Consider the following 17,546-nt stretch of genomic DNA (forward strand, 5'->3'; position numbering starts at 1 on the left):
CGCTTATCGGCTGAGAAAATGCAGCCGGTAGACGCCAATGAAGTTGGGGTTGGATGCGTCGGGAATCCATCGGGTGTCCTTCCATGTCATCAGTTGCTGCAGGCTCACGGAGCGCATGCCGTTGTCGGTCGGGGTGGTGGTGCCGGTGTGGTAGACGATGTTGCGGCCCATCCAGATCATCAGGTGCTGGTCGTCGCCCTGATCGAAGAAGATCAGGTCGCCGGGGCGCGCCTGGTTGAGGTCACGCCCCACCAGGGCACTGTTGAACTGGATCAGCTTGATCGCGTTGACGTAGGGGCCGAGCTTGCCGCCGCCCTGCTGCCACTGCTGGGCCAGGCCGCGCTGGGCCTCGCTCAGCTCCAGCTCCGGCGGCAGATAGCGGTTGCTCAGGCCGTTGGCGTGCAGCCACTTGGCGTCGTGAACCTTGAGCGCCTCGTTGGCGGCGAAGCGCACCAGGCCGGCGCAGTCCTGCTGGTGCCAGCGCGGGCTGGGGCCCTGGCGCAGCTGCTCCTGGGCGATGCGCACGAACCAGGCGCGAAACACCTGGGACTGTTGCACGTCCAGCGCTGGCGCCTGCTCGATGGCGAACGCCGGCCCGCCCAGGGCGAGCAGCAACACGCCTATCAGCAGTCGTTTCACAGGGCGCGCCACTGCAGCGGCAGCCACTGCCAGGCTTCGTTAGCCTCGGCATCGGCCGGCAGGCTCAGGGCGTATTTGCCGTGGCCGGACAGCGAACGCAGTTTGGGCAACAGGTTGGCCTGGGCAGCGTTGCGGAACACCGGTTCGATGTCTTCCGGCAGGCTGTCCAGGGTCTCGCGTTCGAGAAGCGCAGCCAGGCTGTCCGGCGCCAGGTAGGCCGGCACCAGGGCATTGCCCGGCAGCACTTCGGCCAGCGGCGGGAAGCGCTTGTCGAGGGTTTGCAGGGCCTTGTCGAGCAGGCGGTCGTCCAGCGAGAACAGCAAGGTCGAGCCGTGGCGCGCCAGGCTGACGCGGAAGAAGCCGCGCGAAGCCAGGGCATCCGGCTGCGCGGCGAGGTCCGCCGGGTACTGGCCGAAGTTGGAGCCGACCTGGCGCTGCCACTTGTGCAGCTCGCCCTGGGCACTGTCCTGCACTGGGAAGCTGCCGCCTTCGGCGTAGGGCTCCCAGGCGCCGATCAGGCTGTCGAACAGCTTGCCCAGTTCGGCGTCGGTCTGTGCACCGGGCTTGTCCTTGAGGGTGCCGACCAGCAGCGGCGAGTGCAGGCGCGAATCCGGATACCAGCACAGGCCGGCGCTGCTAGTGAGCTGGCCGGCCAGCTCGGCGGCGGCCTTGGGTTCAGCGCCGACCTTGGTCAGCAGCCGCTCGGGCAGGCCGGGCGCCACCGGCAGCGCCACGCAGGCGCTGGCGCCCATGGGCATGGCGCGCCACACCGGGGCAAAGTCGAAGGCGCCCTGCCCTTCCACCTCGTCCAGGGCCAGGAAGCTGCCCCAGCCCTTGTCGTTCAGCTCGAAGCGCAGGCCGGCGAAGGCCGGTAGGAAGCGCCGGTAGCCCAAGGCGAGGAAGTCCGCGCCCAGGGTCACGCGCTGCTGCAGGGCGCCGCGTTCGGCCAGGCCGAAACGCTCGGGGAAGGGATGCTGGCCGGCCAGCAGGGCCTCGGCGGCCTCGGCCGAGACCTTGGCCAGGCCCGGCTCTGGCGGTGTGGGCGGGATCACCTCACCGTTTTCATCCAGAGCCACGGCAGCGTCTTCATCGACCTCAGGCTCCGGCGCAGGACCGAACAGCATGTCGGCGCTGGACATCAGCAGCAGCTGGTCGCCATGGGAGGCGAACAGGATCGAGCGATCGCCGTTGTAGCGCAGGCGATAGAAAGGCACCGGCGCGCCATCGACGAGGAACTCGCCGGCCTGGCTCAGCTGGGTGTCGTCCAGTGCCACCTTGGCCAGCGGCTCCAGCAGCTTGGCCAGGCCGCCACGCTGGATCAGCACCACGAAATGCCGCAGGCGGCCACCGGCGTCACGCCACAGGGCCACCTCGGCGGGCTGGTCGAGCAGCTCGTCGAGCAGGTTGTCACGCAGTTCGAGGTCGTGCTCGTAGATGATCCGGCGCAGGCTGCCGGTCAGGCCGAGGCGGTCGGCGTTGGCCTCGTAGTAGAACACCAGGTCCTCGGTAAGGGTGTCGCGCAGCAGCGGCACCTTGAGCACGTCCTTGGGCAGGCGGCTCAGCGAGGCGCTCTCGATCAGCACGTCCGGGCGCGCCAGGTCGAGGCCCAGGTGGTTGGCCTCGACCAACTGGCGCTCGCCCTGCGGCTCGTACTTGAGCCAGGCGAACAGGCCGGCGGCGGTCACCGGCAGGGCCACGGCCAGGCCAATCAGCAGCGGGCGCCAGCGGCGCGGGCCCGGCGTGGTGACGGGCTCGACGGGAGTGGTGGTGTCGCTCATAGGTAAAGACTCCGCGGGAGCGTTCAGTAGTTGAAGGACTTCACCGGCAGCAACTCGCCGATGGTGCGCAGCGGCACGACGAAGGTCTCGCGCCGCTCGTTGACGGTGTTCTCGTTGAACACCAGGCTGATCTGCGAGGTGATCATCTCGTTCTGGTTGCTGCCGGCCTGGAAGTTGTAGCCCTGGCTGCCCAGGTTGCCCCAGTAGTTGACGTACACCAGGTAGGTGCCGTGCAGCGGCGCGGTCATGGTGAACATCTCCGGACCGGGACCGTCGACGCTGTCCACGTCGAGGCCGCCGCCGTTGCTCATCACCGGGTCGGCCCAGAAGGCGTGCTGGCCGTCGGGGGTGATCACGTGCAGGTCGAGCTCGGCCTTGGGGTCGTCCCAGCCGAGGACGATGCGCACCCGCGCCGGCGTCTTCAGGTGGTTGGCTTCATAGAACTGCACGCGGCGCAGCGGCTTCCCATCGGCACGCAGCTCGACGCTGTTAGAGCCGGCGCCGAAGTTGTAGGGACGGACGAAGCGCCCCTCGGCGTCGGTGTATAGAGGAAGGGGATTGCCATTGACCGCTAGGGTACGCGGCTGGCGCAGGCCCTGGGTGCCTTCGAGCTTGCCGGCGATCAGGCTGCGGCCACGCTGGCCGCCGCGGTCGATGGGCGGCGTCGGGTAGGCCACGCGGGCATCGGCCGAGCGTTCCAGCAGGCCGTCATGACGCCAGCCGGCGGTGGGGCCTTCGAGGCTGGCGGAGGGGTCTGCCCAGGCAACCGATGCCACTAGCATCAGGCTCACCGACAACAGCAGGGGGCGCATGATTAATCCTTTAAAAGCGCGAGGTATATAGGCTACCGGGCGGCAGCATGCCAGGCAATCGAGCCGCGGTGCCACCCTGCGGAGATCGGCAGCGCTTCACATCTTCCGTCTAGATCCAGCCGCCCCACTGCAGCACGAAGAGGCCGATATTGGTGGTGACCACCGCGACCAGAGTGGTGAGCACGATGATCGCCGCCGCTAGTTCGTGGTTACCGCCGGCCGCCTTGGCCATGACGAAGCTGGCCGCGGCCGTGGGACTGGCGAAGTAGAGGAACAGGATGGCCAGCTCGGCATTGCGGAAGCCGAGGGCGAAGGCGCCAAGCGTGGCGAGGATCGGCAGCCAGACCATCTTCATCAGGCTGGCGCCGATGGCCAGGCCGCTGCTGGCGCGCAAGGAGGCCAGCGACAGGGTGCCACCGATGCAGATCAGCGCCAGCGGCAGGGTCAGCTGCGCCAGGTATTCGCCGGAAGTGGTCAACCAGGTCGGCAGGCGCACCTGCCAGTAGGCGAAGGGAATCGCCGCCAGCACGCCGAGGATCAGCGGATTGCGCAGGATGCCCTTGAGGATGCTCCAGGGACTGGCCTTGCTGTTGGGGTTGTACACCTCCAGCACGATGACCGAGAGGGTGTTGTAGCTGAGGATCACCACCCCGCCGAGGATGCCACCTAGCGACAGGCCGTAGTCGCCGTACAGGCTGGTGGCCAGGGCCAGGCCGATGATGCCGTTGTTGCCACGGAACGAGCCCTGCACGAACACGCCGCGTTCGGCCCGCGGCACCCGCAGCAGGGCCCAGCCCCAGACCAGCAGGAAACCGAGCACGGTTGCTAGCAGGAAGTAGCCGAGCACTGCAGGCTGCAGCGCGGTATTCAGGTCGGCGTGCAGGATGGCGAGGAACAGCATGACCGGCATGCTAACGTTGAACACCAGGGCCGAGGCGGTGTTGATGAAGTGGCCGTCGATCAGGGCCAGGCGCTTGAGCACCACCCCGAGGAACAGCATGGAGAACACCGGCGCGGTGATGGCGAGCGTCTGCTGGACAACGGCGAGCATGGCAGCCCCGACTACTTGATTAGGCGGCTAATGATAACCGCTGCAGTCGGGAAGGGGCTTTCACCAGGCTTTCAATGGCACTCGTGCCCCGCGCAGCCATGCGCGGAACACGAACAGGAGTGGCTCAGCGGCGTACCGGGCGCTTCTGCAGTTTGCGTTGCAGGGTCCGGCGGTGCATGCCGAGGGCACGGGCGGTGGCGGAGATATTGCCGTCGTGCTCGGCCAGCACGCGCTGGATGTGCTCCCACTGCAGGCGGTCCACCGACATCGGGTTTTCCGGCACCAGGGTGTTGAGATCGGCATGCTCGGAGAGCAGCGCGGTGAGCACGTCGTCGGCGTCGGCCGGCTTGCACAGGTAGTTGGTTGCGCCACGCTTGATCGCCTCCACGGCGGTGGCGATGCTCGAATAGCCGGTGAGGATCACCACGCGCATCTCCGGGTCCAGCTCCAGCAGCTTGGGCAGCAGCACCAGGCCGGAATCGCCTTCCATCTTCAGGTCGACCACGGCGTAGTCCGGCAGATCTTCCTTGGCCAGGGCCAGCCCCTCCTCCGCCGAGTTGGCCACGCTCACGCGCAGGCCGCGGCGGTCCATGGCGCGGGCCATGACGCGGGTGAAGGTGGCGTCGTCGTCCACCAGCAGCAGGTGCGGCTGGTCTTCCTGATCGTGCAGTTGTTCGTCAGACATGCTCATCTCCAAGCCTCGGCAGCAGCAGTTCCGTCAGCGTGCCGCCCTCTTCGTGATTGTAGAGTTTCACCGAACCACCGGCCCGCGTCACGCTGGCCTGGCTGAGGAACAGGCCGAGGCCGAAGCCCTTGCCCTTGGTGGTGAAGAAGGGTTTGCCGATCTGCTCGGCGATGGCCAGCGGCACACCGGCGCCGTGATCGCGAATGCTCAGCTTGATCCAGCTCGCGTCCCAGTCCAGGCGGATGTCGAGCTTGTCCGGGCAGGCATCGGCGGCGTTGTTCAGCAGGTTGAGCAGGGCCTGGGTCAGGTCGGCCGGCGGCAACAGGCGCGGCACCGCACCGCCGCCCAAGCACTGGAAGCGATAGGTGGCCTCGGGGCGCATCAGGTGCCAGCGGTTGAGAGTCGCCTCCAGCCACTGCACGACGGTCTGCTCGAACACCGCCTGGCGGCGGTCGGCCTCGGCGGCGCGCACCAGGTGCTGCAGGGTCTCCTTGCACAGCTTGACCTGCTCCTGCAGCAGGGCCAGGTCGTCCTGCAGGGTCGGCTTGTCGCGGTACTCCTGGCGCAGCTCCTTGAGCAGCACGCTCATGGTCGCCAGCGGCGTGCCCAGCTCGTGGGCGGCGCCGGCGGCCTGGGTGGCCACGGCCAGCAGCTGCTGGTCGCGCATGCCCTCCTCGCGGCGCAGCGCCTGCAGCTCGTCCTGGCGGCGCAGGGCGCCGGCCATCTTGACCACGAAGAAGGTGATGAAGGCGGCGGACAGCAGGAAGTTCAGCCACATGCCGAACAGGTGCAGGCTGATCAGCATCGCCTCGTGCTGCACATTGTTCAGGTGCATCGGGTGATACCAGATCAGCAGCGCGGTGTAGCCGGTCAATGCCAGCCCGGCGAGGAACATCGAGTAGAGCCAGGGCAGGGTCGCCGCGGCGATGGTCAACGGCACCAGGTAATAGGACACGAAGGGGTTGGTCGAGCCGCCGGAGAAGTACAGCAGCAGGCTGTGGATCACCAGGTCGCAGGCCAGCTGCACCGTGTACTCCAGCTCGGTCACCGGCCACGGCCCGCGCAGGCGCAAGGCGGTGAGCAGACACAAACCGAGGGACACGCCGAGGGTGATGCACAGCGGCAGCCAGGGTAGCGGCAGCAGGTCGGACAGGTAGGCGATGCCCACCGAGCCGGCCTGGGCGGCCAGTACCAGCAGGCGAATCAGGGTCAGGCGCCAGAGATTCTGGCGGCTGGCGGACAGCAATTGGACGGGTGCGTACATAGAGGCTCCGGGCATGCCGGCGAGTATAACCAGAGGGCTTGGGTGGCCGCTGACCTGCGTCAACCGGACGCAGCGAGGCCCGCCTGCGAGCGAAGCCGCGAACGAGCCGGCAACTGGAAAAAGAAAACCTGCGAACAAGCTTTAACCCGAATAGTCTGACCACTTCGTCAAACACCAGGACAACCACCCGCAAGGAGTCCCCATGCACGCATTCAACCGTCTCGCCGCCACCGTCGCCCTCGGCCTGGCCACCCTCGCCAGCCTGCCGGCCATGGCCGACGAGCCGCGCTACAACCAGGTATCGCTGCGCGCCGAAGTCAGCCAGGAAGTGGCCCACGACCGCATGTACGTCACCCTCTATACCGAGGCGCAGAGCGACGACCCGGCCGAGCTGGCCGTCGGCGTGACCAAGACCCTCAACGCCGCCATCGACAAGGCGCGCAAGGTGCAGGGCGTGAAAGTCAGCCTGGGCAGCCGGCAGAGCTACCCGGTGTACGAAGACGAAGGCAGCAAGATTGGCGCCTGGCGCGAGCGCGCCGAGCTGCGCCTGGAGAGCGCCGAGTTCGCCCGCCTGGCGCAGCTGTCCGCCGACCTGCTGGGCGAGCTGAAGATGGCCGAGATGAGCTTCGCCGTGGCCGAGGACAGCCGCAAGGCCAGCGAGGACCAGCTGATCAAGCAGGCGGTGAACGCCTTCAAGGCTCGTGCCCAGCTGGCCACCGAGGCCGTCGGCGGCAAGGGCTACAAGCTGGTCAGCCTGAGCCTCAACGGCAGCGGCTTCCAGCCGGTGATGCCGATGCACGCCATGGCCATGGATCGCGGCAGCTTCAGCAAGAGCGAGGCGGCGCCGCAGATCGAGGCCGGCACCAGCCGGGTGAGCATGAGCGCCGATGGCGTGATCGAGGTGCAGCTGCCCTGATCGGGAGCGATGGGCCACTGCTCGCGCAGTGGCCCATCGCCACATTTCCCGGCGAAATTTGCACAATTGCGACAAAGCATTACAGCTTCGTCACAGCTTCTACACTCATTGGCGTTTCACGCTTGCTCGCGGCATATGCCGTGCATAGCTTCACGCAAGGTGCCCACAAGGCATCCCCTCAAGGAACAAAACCAAAACAAACATGAGGTCAACATGCGTAAGAACGCCGTCATCCAGGCTCTTCTCGCCGCTGGGCTGATCGCCAGCGCCCCCTTCGCCAGCGCCGCCAGCAATCTGGTGTTCTGCTCCGAAGGCAGTCCCGCCGGTTTCGACCCGGGCCAGTACACCACCGGCACCGACTTCGATGCCGCCGCGGAAACCATGTTCAACCGCCTGACCCAGTTCGAACGTGGCGGTACCGCCGTGGTGCCGGGCCTGGCCGAGAAGTGGGACGTATCGGCCGACGGCCTGACCTACACCTTCCAACTGCGCAAGGGCGTGAAGTTCCACACCACCGAGTACTTCAAGCCGAGCCGCGAATTCAACGCCGATGACGTGCTGTTCACCTTCAATCGCATGCTCGACAAGGAGCATCCGTTCCGTAAGGCCTACCCCACCGAATTCCCCTACTTCACCGACATGGGCATGGACGCCAACATCGCCAAGCTGGAGAAGCTCGACGACCACAGCGTCAAGTTCACCCTCAACAGCGTCGACGCGGCCTTTATCCAGAACCTGGCGATGAGCTTCGCCTCGATCCAGTCCGCCGAATACGCCGACCAGCTGCTCAAGGCCGGCAAGGCCGCCGACATCAACCAGAAGCCGATCGGCACCGGCCCGTTCGTGTTCAAGCGCTACCAGAAGGACGCGCAGATCCGCTTCACCGGCAACAAGGACTACTGGCTGCCGGAAGACGTGAAGATCGACAACCTGATCTTCGCCATCAACACCGACGCCTCGGTGCGCATGCAGAAGCTGAAGAAGGGCGAATGCCAGATCACCCTGTTCCCGCGCCCGGCCGACCTCGAGTCGCTCAAGCAGGACCCGAACCTGAGCATGCCCTCGCAGCCGGGCTTCAACCTCGGCTACATCGCCTACAACGTCACCCACAAGCCGTTCGACAAGCTCGAAGTGCGCCAGGCGCTGGACATGGCGGTGAACAAGCAGGCGATCATCGACGCCGTGTACCAGGGCGCCGGCCAACTGGCGGTCAACGCCATGCCGCCGACCCAGTGGTCCTACGACGAGAGCGTCAAGGACCCGGCCTATGACCCCGAGAAGGCCAAGACCCTGCTCAAGGCCGCCGGCATCGCCGAAGGCACCGAGATCACCCTGTGGGCCATGCCGGTGCAGCGCCCGTACAACCCCAACGCCAAGCTGATGGCCGAGATGCTCCAGGCCGACTGGGCGAAGATCGGCATCAAGGCCAAGATCGTCAGCTACGAATGGGGCGAGTACATGAAGCGCGCCAAGGGCGGCGAGCACGACGCCATGCTGATCGGCTGGAGCGGCGACAACGGTGACCCGGACAACTGGCTGGGCACCCTGTACGGCTGCGACGCGGTCGACGGCAACAACTTCTCCAAGTGGTGCTTCGAGGACTACGACAAGCTGGTCAAGGCCGCCAAGGCCACTTCCGACGTGGCCAAGCGCACCGAGCTGTACAAGCAGGCCCAGCACGTGCTCAAGACCCAGGTACCGATCACCCCGATCGCCCACTCCACCGTCTACCAACCGATGCGCAAGAACGTGCAGGACTTCAAGATCAGCCCGTTCGCGCTCAACTCCTTCTACGGCGTGGGCGTCGGCAAGTAAGCCGCGTAGGCCGGGCGGCCTGCCGCCCGGCTTCCACTACAGAAGGATCGAGCATGCGCAGTCTCACCCTGCTCCTGGCGCTGTGCGCCAGCCTGCCGGCATTCGCCCAGTCCCTGGTGGTGTGCTCCGAGGCCAGCCCGGAAGGCTTCGACATCGTCCAGTACACCGCCGCCACCACCGCCGACGCCTCGGCCGAGACGGTCTACGAGCGCCTGGTACAGTTCGCCCCCGGCAGCACCCGCATCATCCCCGCCCTGGCCGAGAGCTGGGAAATCAGCGCCGATGGCCTGACCTACACCTTCACCCTGCGCAAGGGTGTGCAGTTTCATGAGACGCCCTGGTTCAAGCCGAGCCGCGAGCTGAATGCCGAAGACGTGCTGTGGAGCTTCCAGCGCCAGCGCGACAAGGATCACGACTGGCACGAGCTGGCCCCGCGCGGCTTCCCCTATTTCGAGGCCATGGGCTTCGCCGAGCTGATCGACGAGATCGAGGCGCTCGACGAGCACCGCGTGCGCTTCACCCTGAAACACCCCGAGGCGCCCTTCCTGGCCGACCTGGCCATGGGCTTCACCTCCATCTATTCCGCCGAGTACGCCGAACAGCTGCTCGACGCCGAGACACCCGAGAAGCTCAACAGCCAGCCCATCGGTACCGGGCCCTTCGTCTTCGAGCGCTACGCCAAGGACGCCCAGGTGCGCTTCGCCGCCAACCCGCACTACTGGGGCGGCAAGCCGGAACTCGACCGGCTGCTGCTGGCCATCACCCCCGACCCGAACACGCGCATCCAGCAACTCAAGGCCGGTGCCTGCCAGGTGGCCGTGTTCCCGCGGCCGAGCGACGTGCCCAAGCTGCGCGAGAACAAGGACCTGCAGGTGCTGGAGCTGGACTCGCTGCTCACCGCCTACGTGGCCATCAACACCCGGCACAAGCCGCTGGACGACGTGCGCGTGCGCCAGGCCATCAACCTGGCATTCGACCGCCAGGCCTACCTGCGCGCCCAGTATGGCGAAGGCAACGCCACCCTGGCCGCGGCGCCCTACCCGGCCACCCTGCTCGGCTACGACGAACGCCTGCAGCCCTGGCCCAAGGACCTGGAGCGCGCTCGCCAGCTGCTGGCCGAGGCCGGTCATGAAAAGGGCCTCAAGCTGTCGATCTGGACCCGCCCCGGCGGCGGCCCGACCAACCCCAACCCGGGCATCGGTGCACAGATGCTGCAGGCCGACCTGGCCGCCATCGGCATCGCCGCCGATATCCGCGTGTTCGAGTGGGGCGAGCTGATCAAGCGCGCCAAGAACGGCGAGCACGATTTGGTGTTCATGGGCTGGGCCGGCGACAACGGCGACCCGGACAACTTCCTCACCCCCAACCTGTCCTGCGCCGCCGCCGAGAGTGGCGAGAATCAGGCAGGCTGGTGTCACAAGGAATTCGACCAGCTGATCCGCGAGGCCCGCCGGGTCGCCGAGCCGGAGCGCCGCGCGGCGCTGTACCGCGAGGCGCTGGCGATCTTCCACCAGCAGGCGCCGTGGATCGCCCTCGCCCATCCCAAGCAGTTCGCCGTGCTGCGCAAGGATGTCGAGGGCTTCGTGCTCAGCCCGTTGGGCTCCAACAACTTCACCCATGTAAAGCGCAAGCCATAACAGCCGCGCCCCACGAAGGCGCGGGCTCAACCTGATGCGGAGTACCACAACGCAATGCTGTCCTTTATCGCCAGACGCCTGGGGCTGCTGATCCCCACCTTTTTCGGCGTCACCTTGCTTACCTTCGCGCTGATCCGTCTGATCCCCGGCGACCCCGTGGAAGTGATGATGGGCGAGCGCCGCGTCGACCCCGAGATGCACGCCGAGGCCATGCACCGCCTGGGCCTGGACAAGCCGCTGCCGGCCCAGTACCTGGACTACATCACCAAGCTGGCCCAGGGCGACCTGGGCGAATCGCTGCGCACCCGCGAGGGCGTGTGGGACGAGTTCCTCACCCTGTTCCCGGCGACCCTGGAACTGTCCCTGGCGGCCCTGCTGTTTGCCGGCACGCTCGGCGTCATAGCCGGAGTGATTGCCGCCCTCAAGCGCGGCTCGCTGTTCGACCACGGGGTGATGGGCGTGTCGCTGGCCGGTTACTCGATGCCGATCTTCTGGTGGGGCCTGCTGCTGATCATGTTCTTCTCGGTATACCTGGGCTGGACGCCGGTGTCCGGGCGCATCGACCTGCTCTACGACATCGAGCCGAAGACCGGCTTCATGCTGATCGATACGCTCCTGAGCGAGGAGGAAGGCGCGTTCAAGGACGCCCTGATGCACCTGATCCTGCCGGCCATCGTGCTGGGCACCATTCCCCTGGCGGTGATCGCCCGCATGACCCGCTCGGCGATGCTCGAAGTGCTGCGCGAGGACTACATCCGCACCGCCCGCGCCAAGGGCCTGAGCCCGGCGCGCGTGGTGTTCGTGCATGGCCTGCGCAACGCGCTGATCCCGGTGCTCACCGTGTTCGGCCTGCAGGTCGGCACCCTGCTGGCCGGCGCCGTGCTGACCGAGACCATCTTCTCCTGGCCGGGCATCGGCAAGTGGCTGATCGAGGCCATCGGCGCCCGCGACTACCCGGTGGTGCAGAACGGCATCCTGCTGATCGCCTGCCTGGTGATACTGGTCAACTTCGTCGTGGACATCCTCTACGGCCTGGTTAACCCACGCATTCGTCATCAGCGCTAAGGAGGCCCGCACATGACTCAAGCCAATGCATTGCCCGCCGCCGACCAGGCGCTGCTCTACCCCTCGCCGCTGAAGGAATTCTGGCAGGCCTTCGCCCACAACAAGGGCGCCGTCGGCGGCCTGCTGTTCATGCTGGTCATCGTGTTCTGCGCGCTGTTTGCACCCTGGGTGGCACCCTTCGATCCCAGCGAGCAGTTCCGCGACGCCCTGCTCACGCCGCCGTCCTGGCTGGAGGGTGGACAGGCGCGCTTCCTGCTCGGCACGGACGAGCTGGGCCGCGACCTGCTCTCGCGCCTGATCCACGGCGCGCGCCTGTCGCTGATGATCGGCCTGGCCTCGGTACTGATGTCGCTGATCCCCGGCATCCTCATGGGCCTGGTCGCCGGCTTCTTCCCGCGCCTGCTCGGCCCCTCGATCATGCGCCTGATGGACATCATGCTGGCCCTGCCCTCGCTGCTGCTGGCCGTGGCCATCGTCGCCATCCTCGGCCCAGGCCTGATCAACACGGTGATCGCCATCGCCATCGTCTCGCTGCCCAGCTACGTGCGCCTGACCCGCGCAGCGGTGATGGGCGAGCTGGGCCGCGACTATGTCACCGCCGCGCGCCTGGCCGGCGCCGGCCTGCCACGGCTGATGTTCGTCACCGTGCTGCCCAACTGCATGGCGCCGCTGATCGTGCAGGCCACCCTGAGCTTCTCCTCGGCCATCCTCGACGCGGCGGCCCTGGGCTTCCTCGGCCTCGGCGTGCAACCGCCGACGCCCGAGTGGGGCACCATGCTGGCCTCGGCGCGCGACTACATCGAACGCGCCTGGTGGGTGGTGTCGCTGCCGGGGCTGACCATCCTGCTCAGCGTGCTGGCGATCAACCTGATGGGCGACGGGCTGCGCGATGCGCTCGACCCGAAACTAAAGAATGCGCAGTAAGGAGCCCGCCATGAGCCTTCTCGATATCAAGAACCTCAGCGTGCGCTTCGGCGCGGCCGATGCCATTCCGGTGGTCGACGGCCTCGACCTGTCCGTGGACAAGGGCGAAGTACTGGCCATAGTCGGCGAGTCCGGCTCCGGCAAATCGGTGACCATGATGGCCCTGATGGGCCTGATCGACGCCCCCGGCATCGTGCGCGCCGACAGCCTGCGCTTCGCCGGCCACGACATGCTCACCCTCAAGGGCCGGCAACGCCGCAAGGTGGTGGGCAAGGACCTGGCCATGGTGTTCCAGGATCCGATGACCGCGCTCAACCCCAGCTACACGGTCGGTTTCCAGATCGAGGAAGTGCTGCGCCAGCACCTCGGCCTCAAGGGCTGCGCCGCCCGCCTGCGCGCCCTGCAGCTGCTGGAGCGGGTCGAGATTCCCGGCGCCGCTAGCCGCCTCGATGCCTACCCGCACCAGCTCTCCGGCGGCATGAGCCAGCGCGTGGCGATCGCCATGGCCATCGCCGCCGAACCCAAGCTGCTGATCGCCGACGAGCCGACCACGGCGCTGGACGTGACCATCCAGGCGCAGATCATGGACCTGCTGCTGGACCTGCAGCGCAGCGAGGGCATGGGCCTGGTGCTGATCACCCACGACCTGGCCGTGGTCGCCGAGACCGCCCAGCGCGTGTGCGTGATGTACGCCGGGCAAGCGGTGGAGATCGGCAGCGTGCCGACCCTGTTCGACGCCCCGACCCACCCCTACACCGAGGCGCTGCTCAAGGCCATTCCCGAGCACAGCCTGGGCGCCGAGCGCCTGGCCACCCTGCCCGGCATCGTGCCCGGCCGTTACGACCGCCCCGTCGGCTGCCTGCTATCGCCGCGCTGCCCCTACGCCCAGCCGCACTGCCGCGAGCAGCGGCCGGCGCTGGAGCCGCACGTGCGCGGCGCGGTGCGCTGCTTCTACCCCCTCAACCTGACCGCGGAGGTGGCCTGATGAGCATCGTCCTCGAGGCCCGCGAGCTGACCCGTCACTACGAGATCTCCCGCGGCCTGTTCAAAGCCAATGCCCTGGTGCGCGCGCTCAACGGCGTGTCCTTCTCGCTGGAGGCCGGCAAGACCCTGGCGGTGGTTGGCGAGTCCGGCTGCGGCAAGTCGACCCTGGCCCGCGCCCTGACCCTGATCGAGGAGCCCAGCGCCGGCAGCCTGCAGATCGCCGGACAGGAAGTGGCCGGCGCAGGCAAAGCCGAGCGCAAACAGCTGCGCCGCGACGTGCAGATGGTGTTCCAGAACCCCTATGCCTCGCTCAACCCGCGGCAGAAGATCGGCGACCAGCTGGCCGAGCCGCTGCTGATCAATACCGGCCTGTCGCGCGCCGAACGCCGCGAGAAGGTGCAGACCATGATGCAGCAGGTGGGCCTGCGCCCCGAGCACTACCAGCGCTACCCGCACATGTTCTCCGGCGGCCAGCGCCAGCGCATCGCCCTGGCCCGAGCGATGATGCTGCAGCCCAAGGTGCTGGTGGCGGACGAGCCGACCTCGGCGCTGGACGTGTCGATCCAGGCCCAGGTGCTCAACCTGTTTATGGACTTGCAGGAGCAGTACCAGACCGGCTACGTGTTCATCTCGCACAACCTGGCGGTAGTGCAGCATGTGGCCGACGACGTGCTGGTGATGTACCTCGGCCGCCCGGCCGAGATGGGCCCGGCCGCGCTGATCTACGAGCGGCCGCTGCATCCCTACACCCGCGCCCTGCTCTCGGCCACCCCGGCCATCCATCCGGACCCGGCCAAGCCGAAGATCAAGATCGCCGGCGAGCTGCCCAACCCGCTCGACCCGCCGCCCGGCTGCGCCTTCCACCGACGCTGCCCGCACGCCACCGAGCGCTGCCGCGCGGAGGTACCGGAACTGCGCCTGATCGATGCGCGCCAGGTGGCCTGCCACCATGCCGAGGAGATCGCCGGCTAGCGCCGTCAGGGCTGCAGCAGCACCGGCACCGCCCGGCCCTGCTCGATGCGGGTCAGGTAGACCGCGTCCGAGCCCTGGTGGTCCTTAGGCCCGAAGCGGATGCGAAAGCCGCCGAGATCCAGGTCCATGGACTCCAGGGCCTCGACCAGCTGCGCCCGGGTCGGCTGCGGCCCGGTGCGGCGCAGCGCCTCCACCAGCACGGCGGCGCCGATATAGCCCTCCAGCGAGGCATAACCGAGCGGGCCACGCATGTCCGCCCGGTAGTCGCGTACCAGCGGCAGCCGCGTATCGTCCGGCGACGGCACCACCTGCGAGATATATACGCCCTCGGCACCCGCAGCGGCCTCGGCGATAAAGCTGTCGGTGCCGACGAAGGACACGCTGAAGAAGCGCACCTGCATGCCCAGGGCGCGGGCCTCGCGGATGGCCGCGGCCAGCTGCTTATAGGTGCCGACGAAGAAGATCGCCTGCGGCCGGCTCGGCAGCAGCTGACGCACGGCCTCGCCGACCTCCAGGGAGTTGCGCAGGATGCGTGCCTCGCCCTCGATGTGCAGGCCGCGCTTGAGCAGCGCCCCGGCCAGACCGCCCTTGACCGTTTCGCCGAAGGAGTCGTCCTGCATCAGCAGGGCGACACGGCTCAGCCTCAGCTCCTCGGTCATGTGCGCCGCCAACAATTCGGTTTCGGCAAAGTAGGAGGCGCGCACATTGAATACCCAGCGATGCAGCGGCTCGCGCAACACCTCGGCGCCGGAAAACGGAAACAGATAGGGCACGCCGGCCGCCAGCGTGGCCGGCATCGCGGCACGCGAGGTGGGCGTGCCGACATAGCCGAACAGGGCGAAGACGCTGCGGGAGGCGATCAGCTCCTCGGTCAGACGGGCGGTACGCGCCGGCTCGTAGCCGTCATCGCGCACCACCAGGCTCAGGCGCCGGCCATGCACACCGCCGGCAGCGTTGATCCGCTGGAAATAGGCCTGGGCGCCGGCCAGCATGCCCTTGCCGAGGCCGGCCGCCGGCCCGCTCTGGGCATTGACCATGCCCAGGTGCAGCTCCTCGGCGTCGACTCCCGTCTCGCCCCCCAGCGCAACGCCATAGAACAAGGCAGATACAGCAAAACAGCACAGCAGCCGTCGCAACATCTTCACGCTCCAGTCCCGTCGTTTCTATCGGCGATTCCAGCGCTCACAGGCAGCAAGTTCGACGGGCATTTACAGGCGCCAGCTTAGCCTCATTGGCCTTACGTGGCACCCGCCGCAGGTGGGTGTAGCACCTGGAAATAGGCGGATGGCGACCCATTGAGCGACCTGCACTATGCGTGATAGCACCGAGCTAGAGCCGTCGCACGAACAATCGATAAGGCTGATGCGCAGCATTAACCGCTTCAAGTTCTCTCGGCGAACACCTTCCCCGAACATAGGCTCCGTAGACAACTTCAACCCCTACCCCGGAGCACCAAACAATGAAAAAGCAAATCCTCACCGCCCTGTTCGTATCCACCTTCGCCGCTAGCGGCATCACCTTCGCAGCCGACGGTTTCGACCGCACCGGCAGCTATATCGCCGAAGATGGCTTCGATCGCACCAGCAGCGCCGTAGCCGCCGATGGCGCCGAACGTGTGGGTGACAAGATTGCCGCCGATGGTTTCGACCGCACTGGTAGCAATGTCGCCGAGGACGGCTTCGATCGCACCGGTAGCAACATTGCCGCCGATGGCGCCGAGCGTGTAGGTGACAAGATTGCCGCCGATGGTTTCGACCGTACTGGCAGCAACGTCGCCGAAGACGGCTTCGACCGCACCGGTAGCAACATTGCAGCTGACGGTTCCGAGCGTGTAGGCGACAAGATTGCCGCCGATGGTTTCGATCGCACTGGCAGCAACGTCGCCGAAGACGGCTTCGACCGCACCGCTAGCAACATCGCCTGAGTAGTCTCTATGCAGTCAGGAGCCAGCAAGCAATGACGTGTGCACAGCTCGAAAGCCAGAAGGCGCCCACCGTGGCGCCTTCGCCTTTTCTACGGCAGGCATTCTGCCGGTGAGCCAGGCATTCACCGCCAGGCACGCCACGCAAATCGAGCTCGCTACGCCCCGTTACGCGAGGCTCGCCAGCATACAGACCCGCCTCCAGGCCGCAGCAATCCTCCTCGCTCAAGCAGCCCTGTTTCTTTCGCAAGGCCAGCCCGAGATGTCCCATGCTTATCGCGCACGCCGCTTCCTGCGCACAGGAACGGCTCAGGATTTCCACGGTGAATCGGGGCGAGTAAAACCTGTTCATCAGACCATCGATAGGACTGATAGACCCCTCTGCCGAACACTGGCGCGCACCATCTAGATCGGCCGAAAGCGCTGATATAGAGCGCCTCAAGCAACCATCAACAGCGATGATTTACAGCATCGACCGCTTCAAGTTCTCTCAGCGAACACCTTCCCCGAACATAGGCTCCGTAGACAACTTACACCCCCTACTCGGAGCACCAAACAATGAAAAAGCAAATCCTCACCGCCCTGTTCGTGTCCACCTTCGCCGCCAGCGGCATCACCTTCGCAGCCGACGGCTTCGACCGTACCGGCAGCCACATCGCCGCAGATGGTTTTGATCGCACCGCCAGCGCCGTAGCCGCCGATGGTTTCGATCGTACCGGCAGCAACGTTGCTGAAGACGGCTTTGATAACACCGGTAGCAACTACGCCGCTGACGGTTCCGAGCGTGTAGGTGACAAGATCGCCGCCGATGGTTTCGACCGCACCGGCAGCAACGTCGCCGAAGACGGCTTCAACCGCACTGGCAGTGCCGTGGCCGAAGACGGTTCCGAGCGTGTAGGTGACAAGATTGCCGCCGATGGTTTCGACCGTACTGGCAGCAACGTCGCCGAAGACGGCTTCGACCGCACCGGTAGCAACATCGCCTGAGCAGTCTCTATGGAGTCAGGAGCCAGCAAGCAATGACGTGTGCACAGCTCGAAAGCCAGAAGGCGCCCATTGTGGCGCCTTCGCCTTTTCTGGGCG

Annotated in this window: 16 protein-coding genes; 9 read left to right on the top strand and 7 right to left on the bottom strand. The window is 66.6% G+C overall.

The genetic code is table 11. From position 1 onward, the window contains the following. Nucleotides 1–3: 3 nt before the first annotated feature. From OH686_RS08510 to OH686_RS08535, 6 genes are all read right to left on the bottom strand, one after another. Nucleotides 4–639, bottom strand: a complete 636-nt coding sequence (locus OH686_RS08510) for a DUF1175 domain-containing protein (RefSeq protein WP_289537730.1) — start codon at nt 637–639, stop codon at nt 4–6. Next, entirely contained in the window at nt 636–2,417 is a 1,782-nt protein-coding gene (locus tag OH686_RS08515; RefSeq protein ID WP_289537732.1) for a DUF2138 domain-containing protein, read from the bottom strand. The genes OH686_RS08510 and OH686_RS08515 overlap by 4 nt, the downstream gene beginning before the upstream one ends. A gap of 23 nt (nt 2,418–2,440) precedes the next feature. Next, the gene (locus OH686_RS08520; protein WP_289537734.1) at nt 2,441–3,229 is read right to left on the bottom strand and encodes a YfaP family protein; all 789 of its coding nucleotides are present in this window, start codon (nt 3,227–3,229) and stop codon (nt 2,441–2,443) included. A gap of 109 nt (nt 3,230–3,338) precedes the next feature. After that, a complete protein-coding gene (locus OH686_RS08525; protein WP_289537735.1) occupies nt 3,339–4,280 on the bottom strand; it encodes an AEC family transporter in 942 nt (313 codons plus the stop codon). A gap of 124 nt (nt 4,281–4,404) precedes the next feature. Further along, complete coding sequence (locus OH686_RS08530) at nt 4,405–4,965, bottom strand: response regulator transcription factor (RefSeq protein ID WP_192400226.1); 561 nt, start codon at nt 4,963–4,965, stop codon at nt 4,405–4,407. Beyond that, nucleotides 4,958–6,229, bottom strand: a complete 1,272-nt coding sequence (locus OH686_RS08535) for an ATP-binding protein (RefSeq protein WP_289537736.1) — start codon at nt 6,227–6,229, stop codon at nt 4,958–4,960. Before OH686_RS08535 ends, OH686_RS08530 begins: the two co-directional genes overlap by 8 nt. Nucleotides 6,230–6,431: 202 nt before the next feature. Here OH686_RS08535 and OH686_RS08540 point away from each other — a divergent pair, with 202 nt between their 5' ends. The 7 genes from OH686_RS08540 to OH686_RS08570 all read left to right on the top strand — a co-directional run bounded on the left by OH686_RS08540 (nt 6,432) and on the right by OH686_RS08570 (nt 14,542). Continuing rightward, entirely contained in the window at nt 6,432–7,145 is a 714-nt protein-coding gene (locus OH686_RS08540; RefSeq protein WP_289537737.1) for an SIMPL domain-containing protein, read from the top strand. 213 nt (nt 7,146–7,358) lie between these two features. Then, a complete protein-coding gene (locus OH686_RS08545; protein WP_289537738.1) occupies nt 7,359–8,960 on the top strand; it encodes an ABC transporter substrate-binding protein in 1,602 nt (533 codons plus the stop codon). Between the two features lie 53 nt (nt 8,961–9,013). After that, the gene (locus tag OH686_RS08550; protein WP_289537740.1) at nt 9,014–10,597 is read left to right on the top strand and encodes an ABC transporter substrate-binding protein; all 1,584 of its coding nucleotides are present in this window, start codon (nt 9,014–9,016) and stop codon (nt 10,595–10,597) included. A 54-nt stretch (nt 10,598–10,651) separates the two neighbouring features. Continuing rightward, nucleotides 10,652–11,662, top strand: a complete 1,011-nt coding sequence (locus OH686_RS08555; protein WP_192400221.1) for an ABC transporter permease subunit — start codon at nt 10,652–10,654, stop codon at nt 11,660–11,662. A gap of 12 nt (nt 11,663–11,674) precedes the next feature. Beyond that, a complete protein-coding gene (locus OH686_RS08560; RefSeq protein ID WP_289537743.1) occupies nt 11,675–12,586 on the top strand; it encodes an ABC transporter permease subunit in 912 nt (303 codons plus the stop codon). A 10-nt stretch (nt 12,587–12,596) separates the two neighbouring features. Next, on the top strand, nt 12,597–13,571 hold the full coding sequence (locus tag OH686_RS08565; protein ID WP_289537745.1) for an ABC transporter ATP-binding protein: 975 nt from the start codon (nt 12,597–12,599) through the stop codon (nt 13,569–13,571). Next, complete coding sequence (locus OH686_RS08570) at nt 13,571–14,542, top strand: peptide ABC transporter ATP-binding protein (RefSeq protein ID WP_289537747.1); 972 nt, start codon at nt 13,571–13,573, stop codon at nt 14,540–14,542. The genes OH686_RS08565 and OH686_RS08570 overlap by 1 nt, the downstream gene beginning before the upstream one ends. A 5-nt stretch (nt 14,543–14,547) precedes the next feature. Here the strand turns inward: OH686_RS08570 and OH686_RS08575 are convergent, their stop codons facing one another. Beyond that, complete coding sequence (locus OH686_RS08575; protein WP_289537749.1) at nt 14,548–15,681, bottom strand: ABC transporter substrate-binding protein; 1,134 nt, start codon at nt 15,679–15,681, stop codon at nt 14,548–14,550. 320 nt (nt 15,682–16,001) lie between these two features. Between OH686_RS08575 and OH686_RS08580 the strand changes: the two genes are divergently transcribed. Both OH686_RS08580 and OH686_RS08585 read left to right on the top strand, forming a co-directional pair. Then, complete coding sequence (locus OH686_RS08580; protein ID WP_289537751.1) at nt 16,002–16,466, top strand: heme utilization protein; 465 nt, start codon at nt 16,002–16,004, stop codon at nt 16,464–16,466. 555 nt (nt 16,467–17,021) lie between these two features. Next, nucleotides 17,022–17,450, top strand: a complete 429-nt coding sequence (locus tag OH686_RS08585) for a heme utilization protein (protein ID WP_289537753.1) — start codon at nt 17,022–17,024, stop codon at nt 17,448–17,450. The last annotated feature ends 96 nt before the right edge of the window (nt 17,451–17,546 follow it).

The organism is Pseudomonas sp. SO81, assembly GCF_030374125.1.
Lineage (GTDB): Bacteria > Pseudomonadota > Gammaproteobacteria > Pseudomonadales > Pseudomonadaceae > Aquipseudomonas.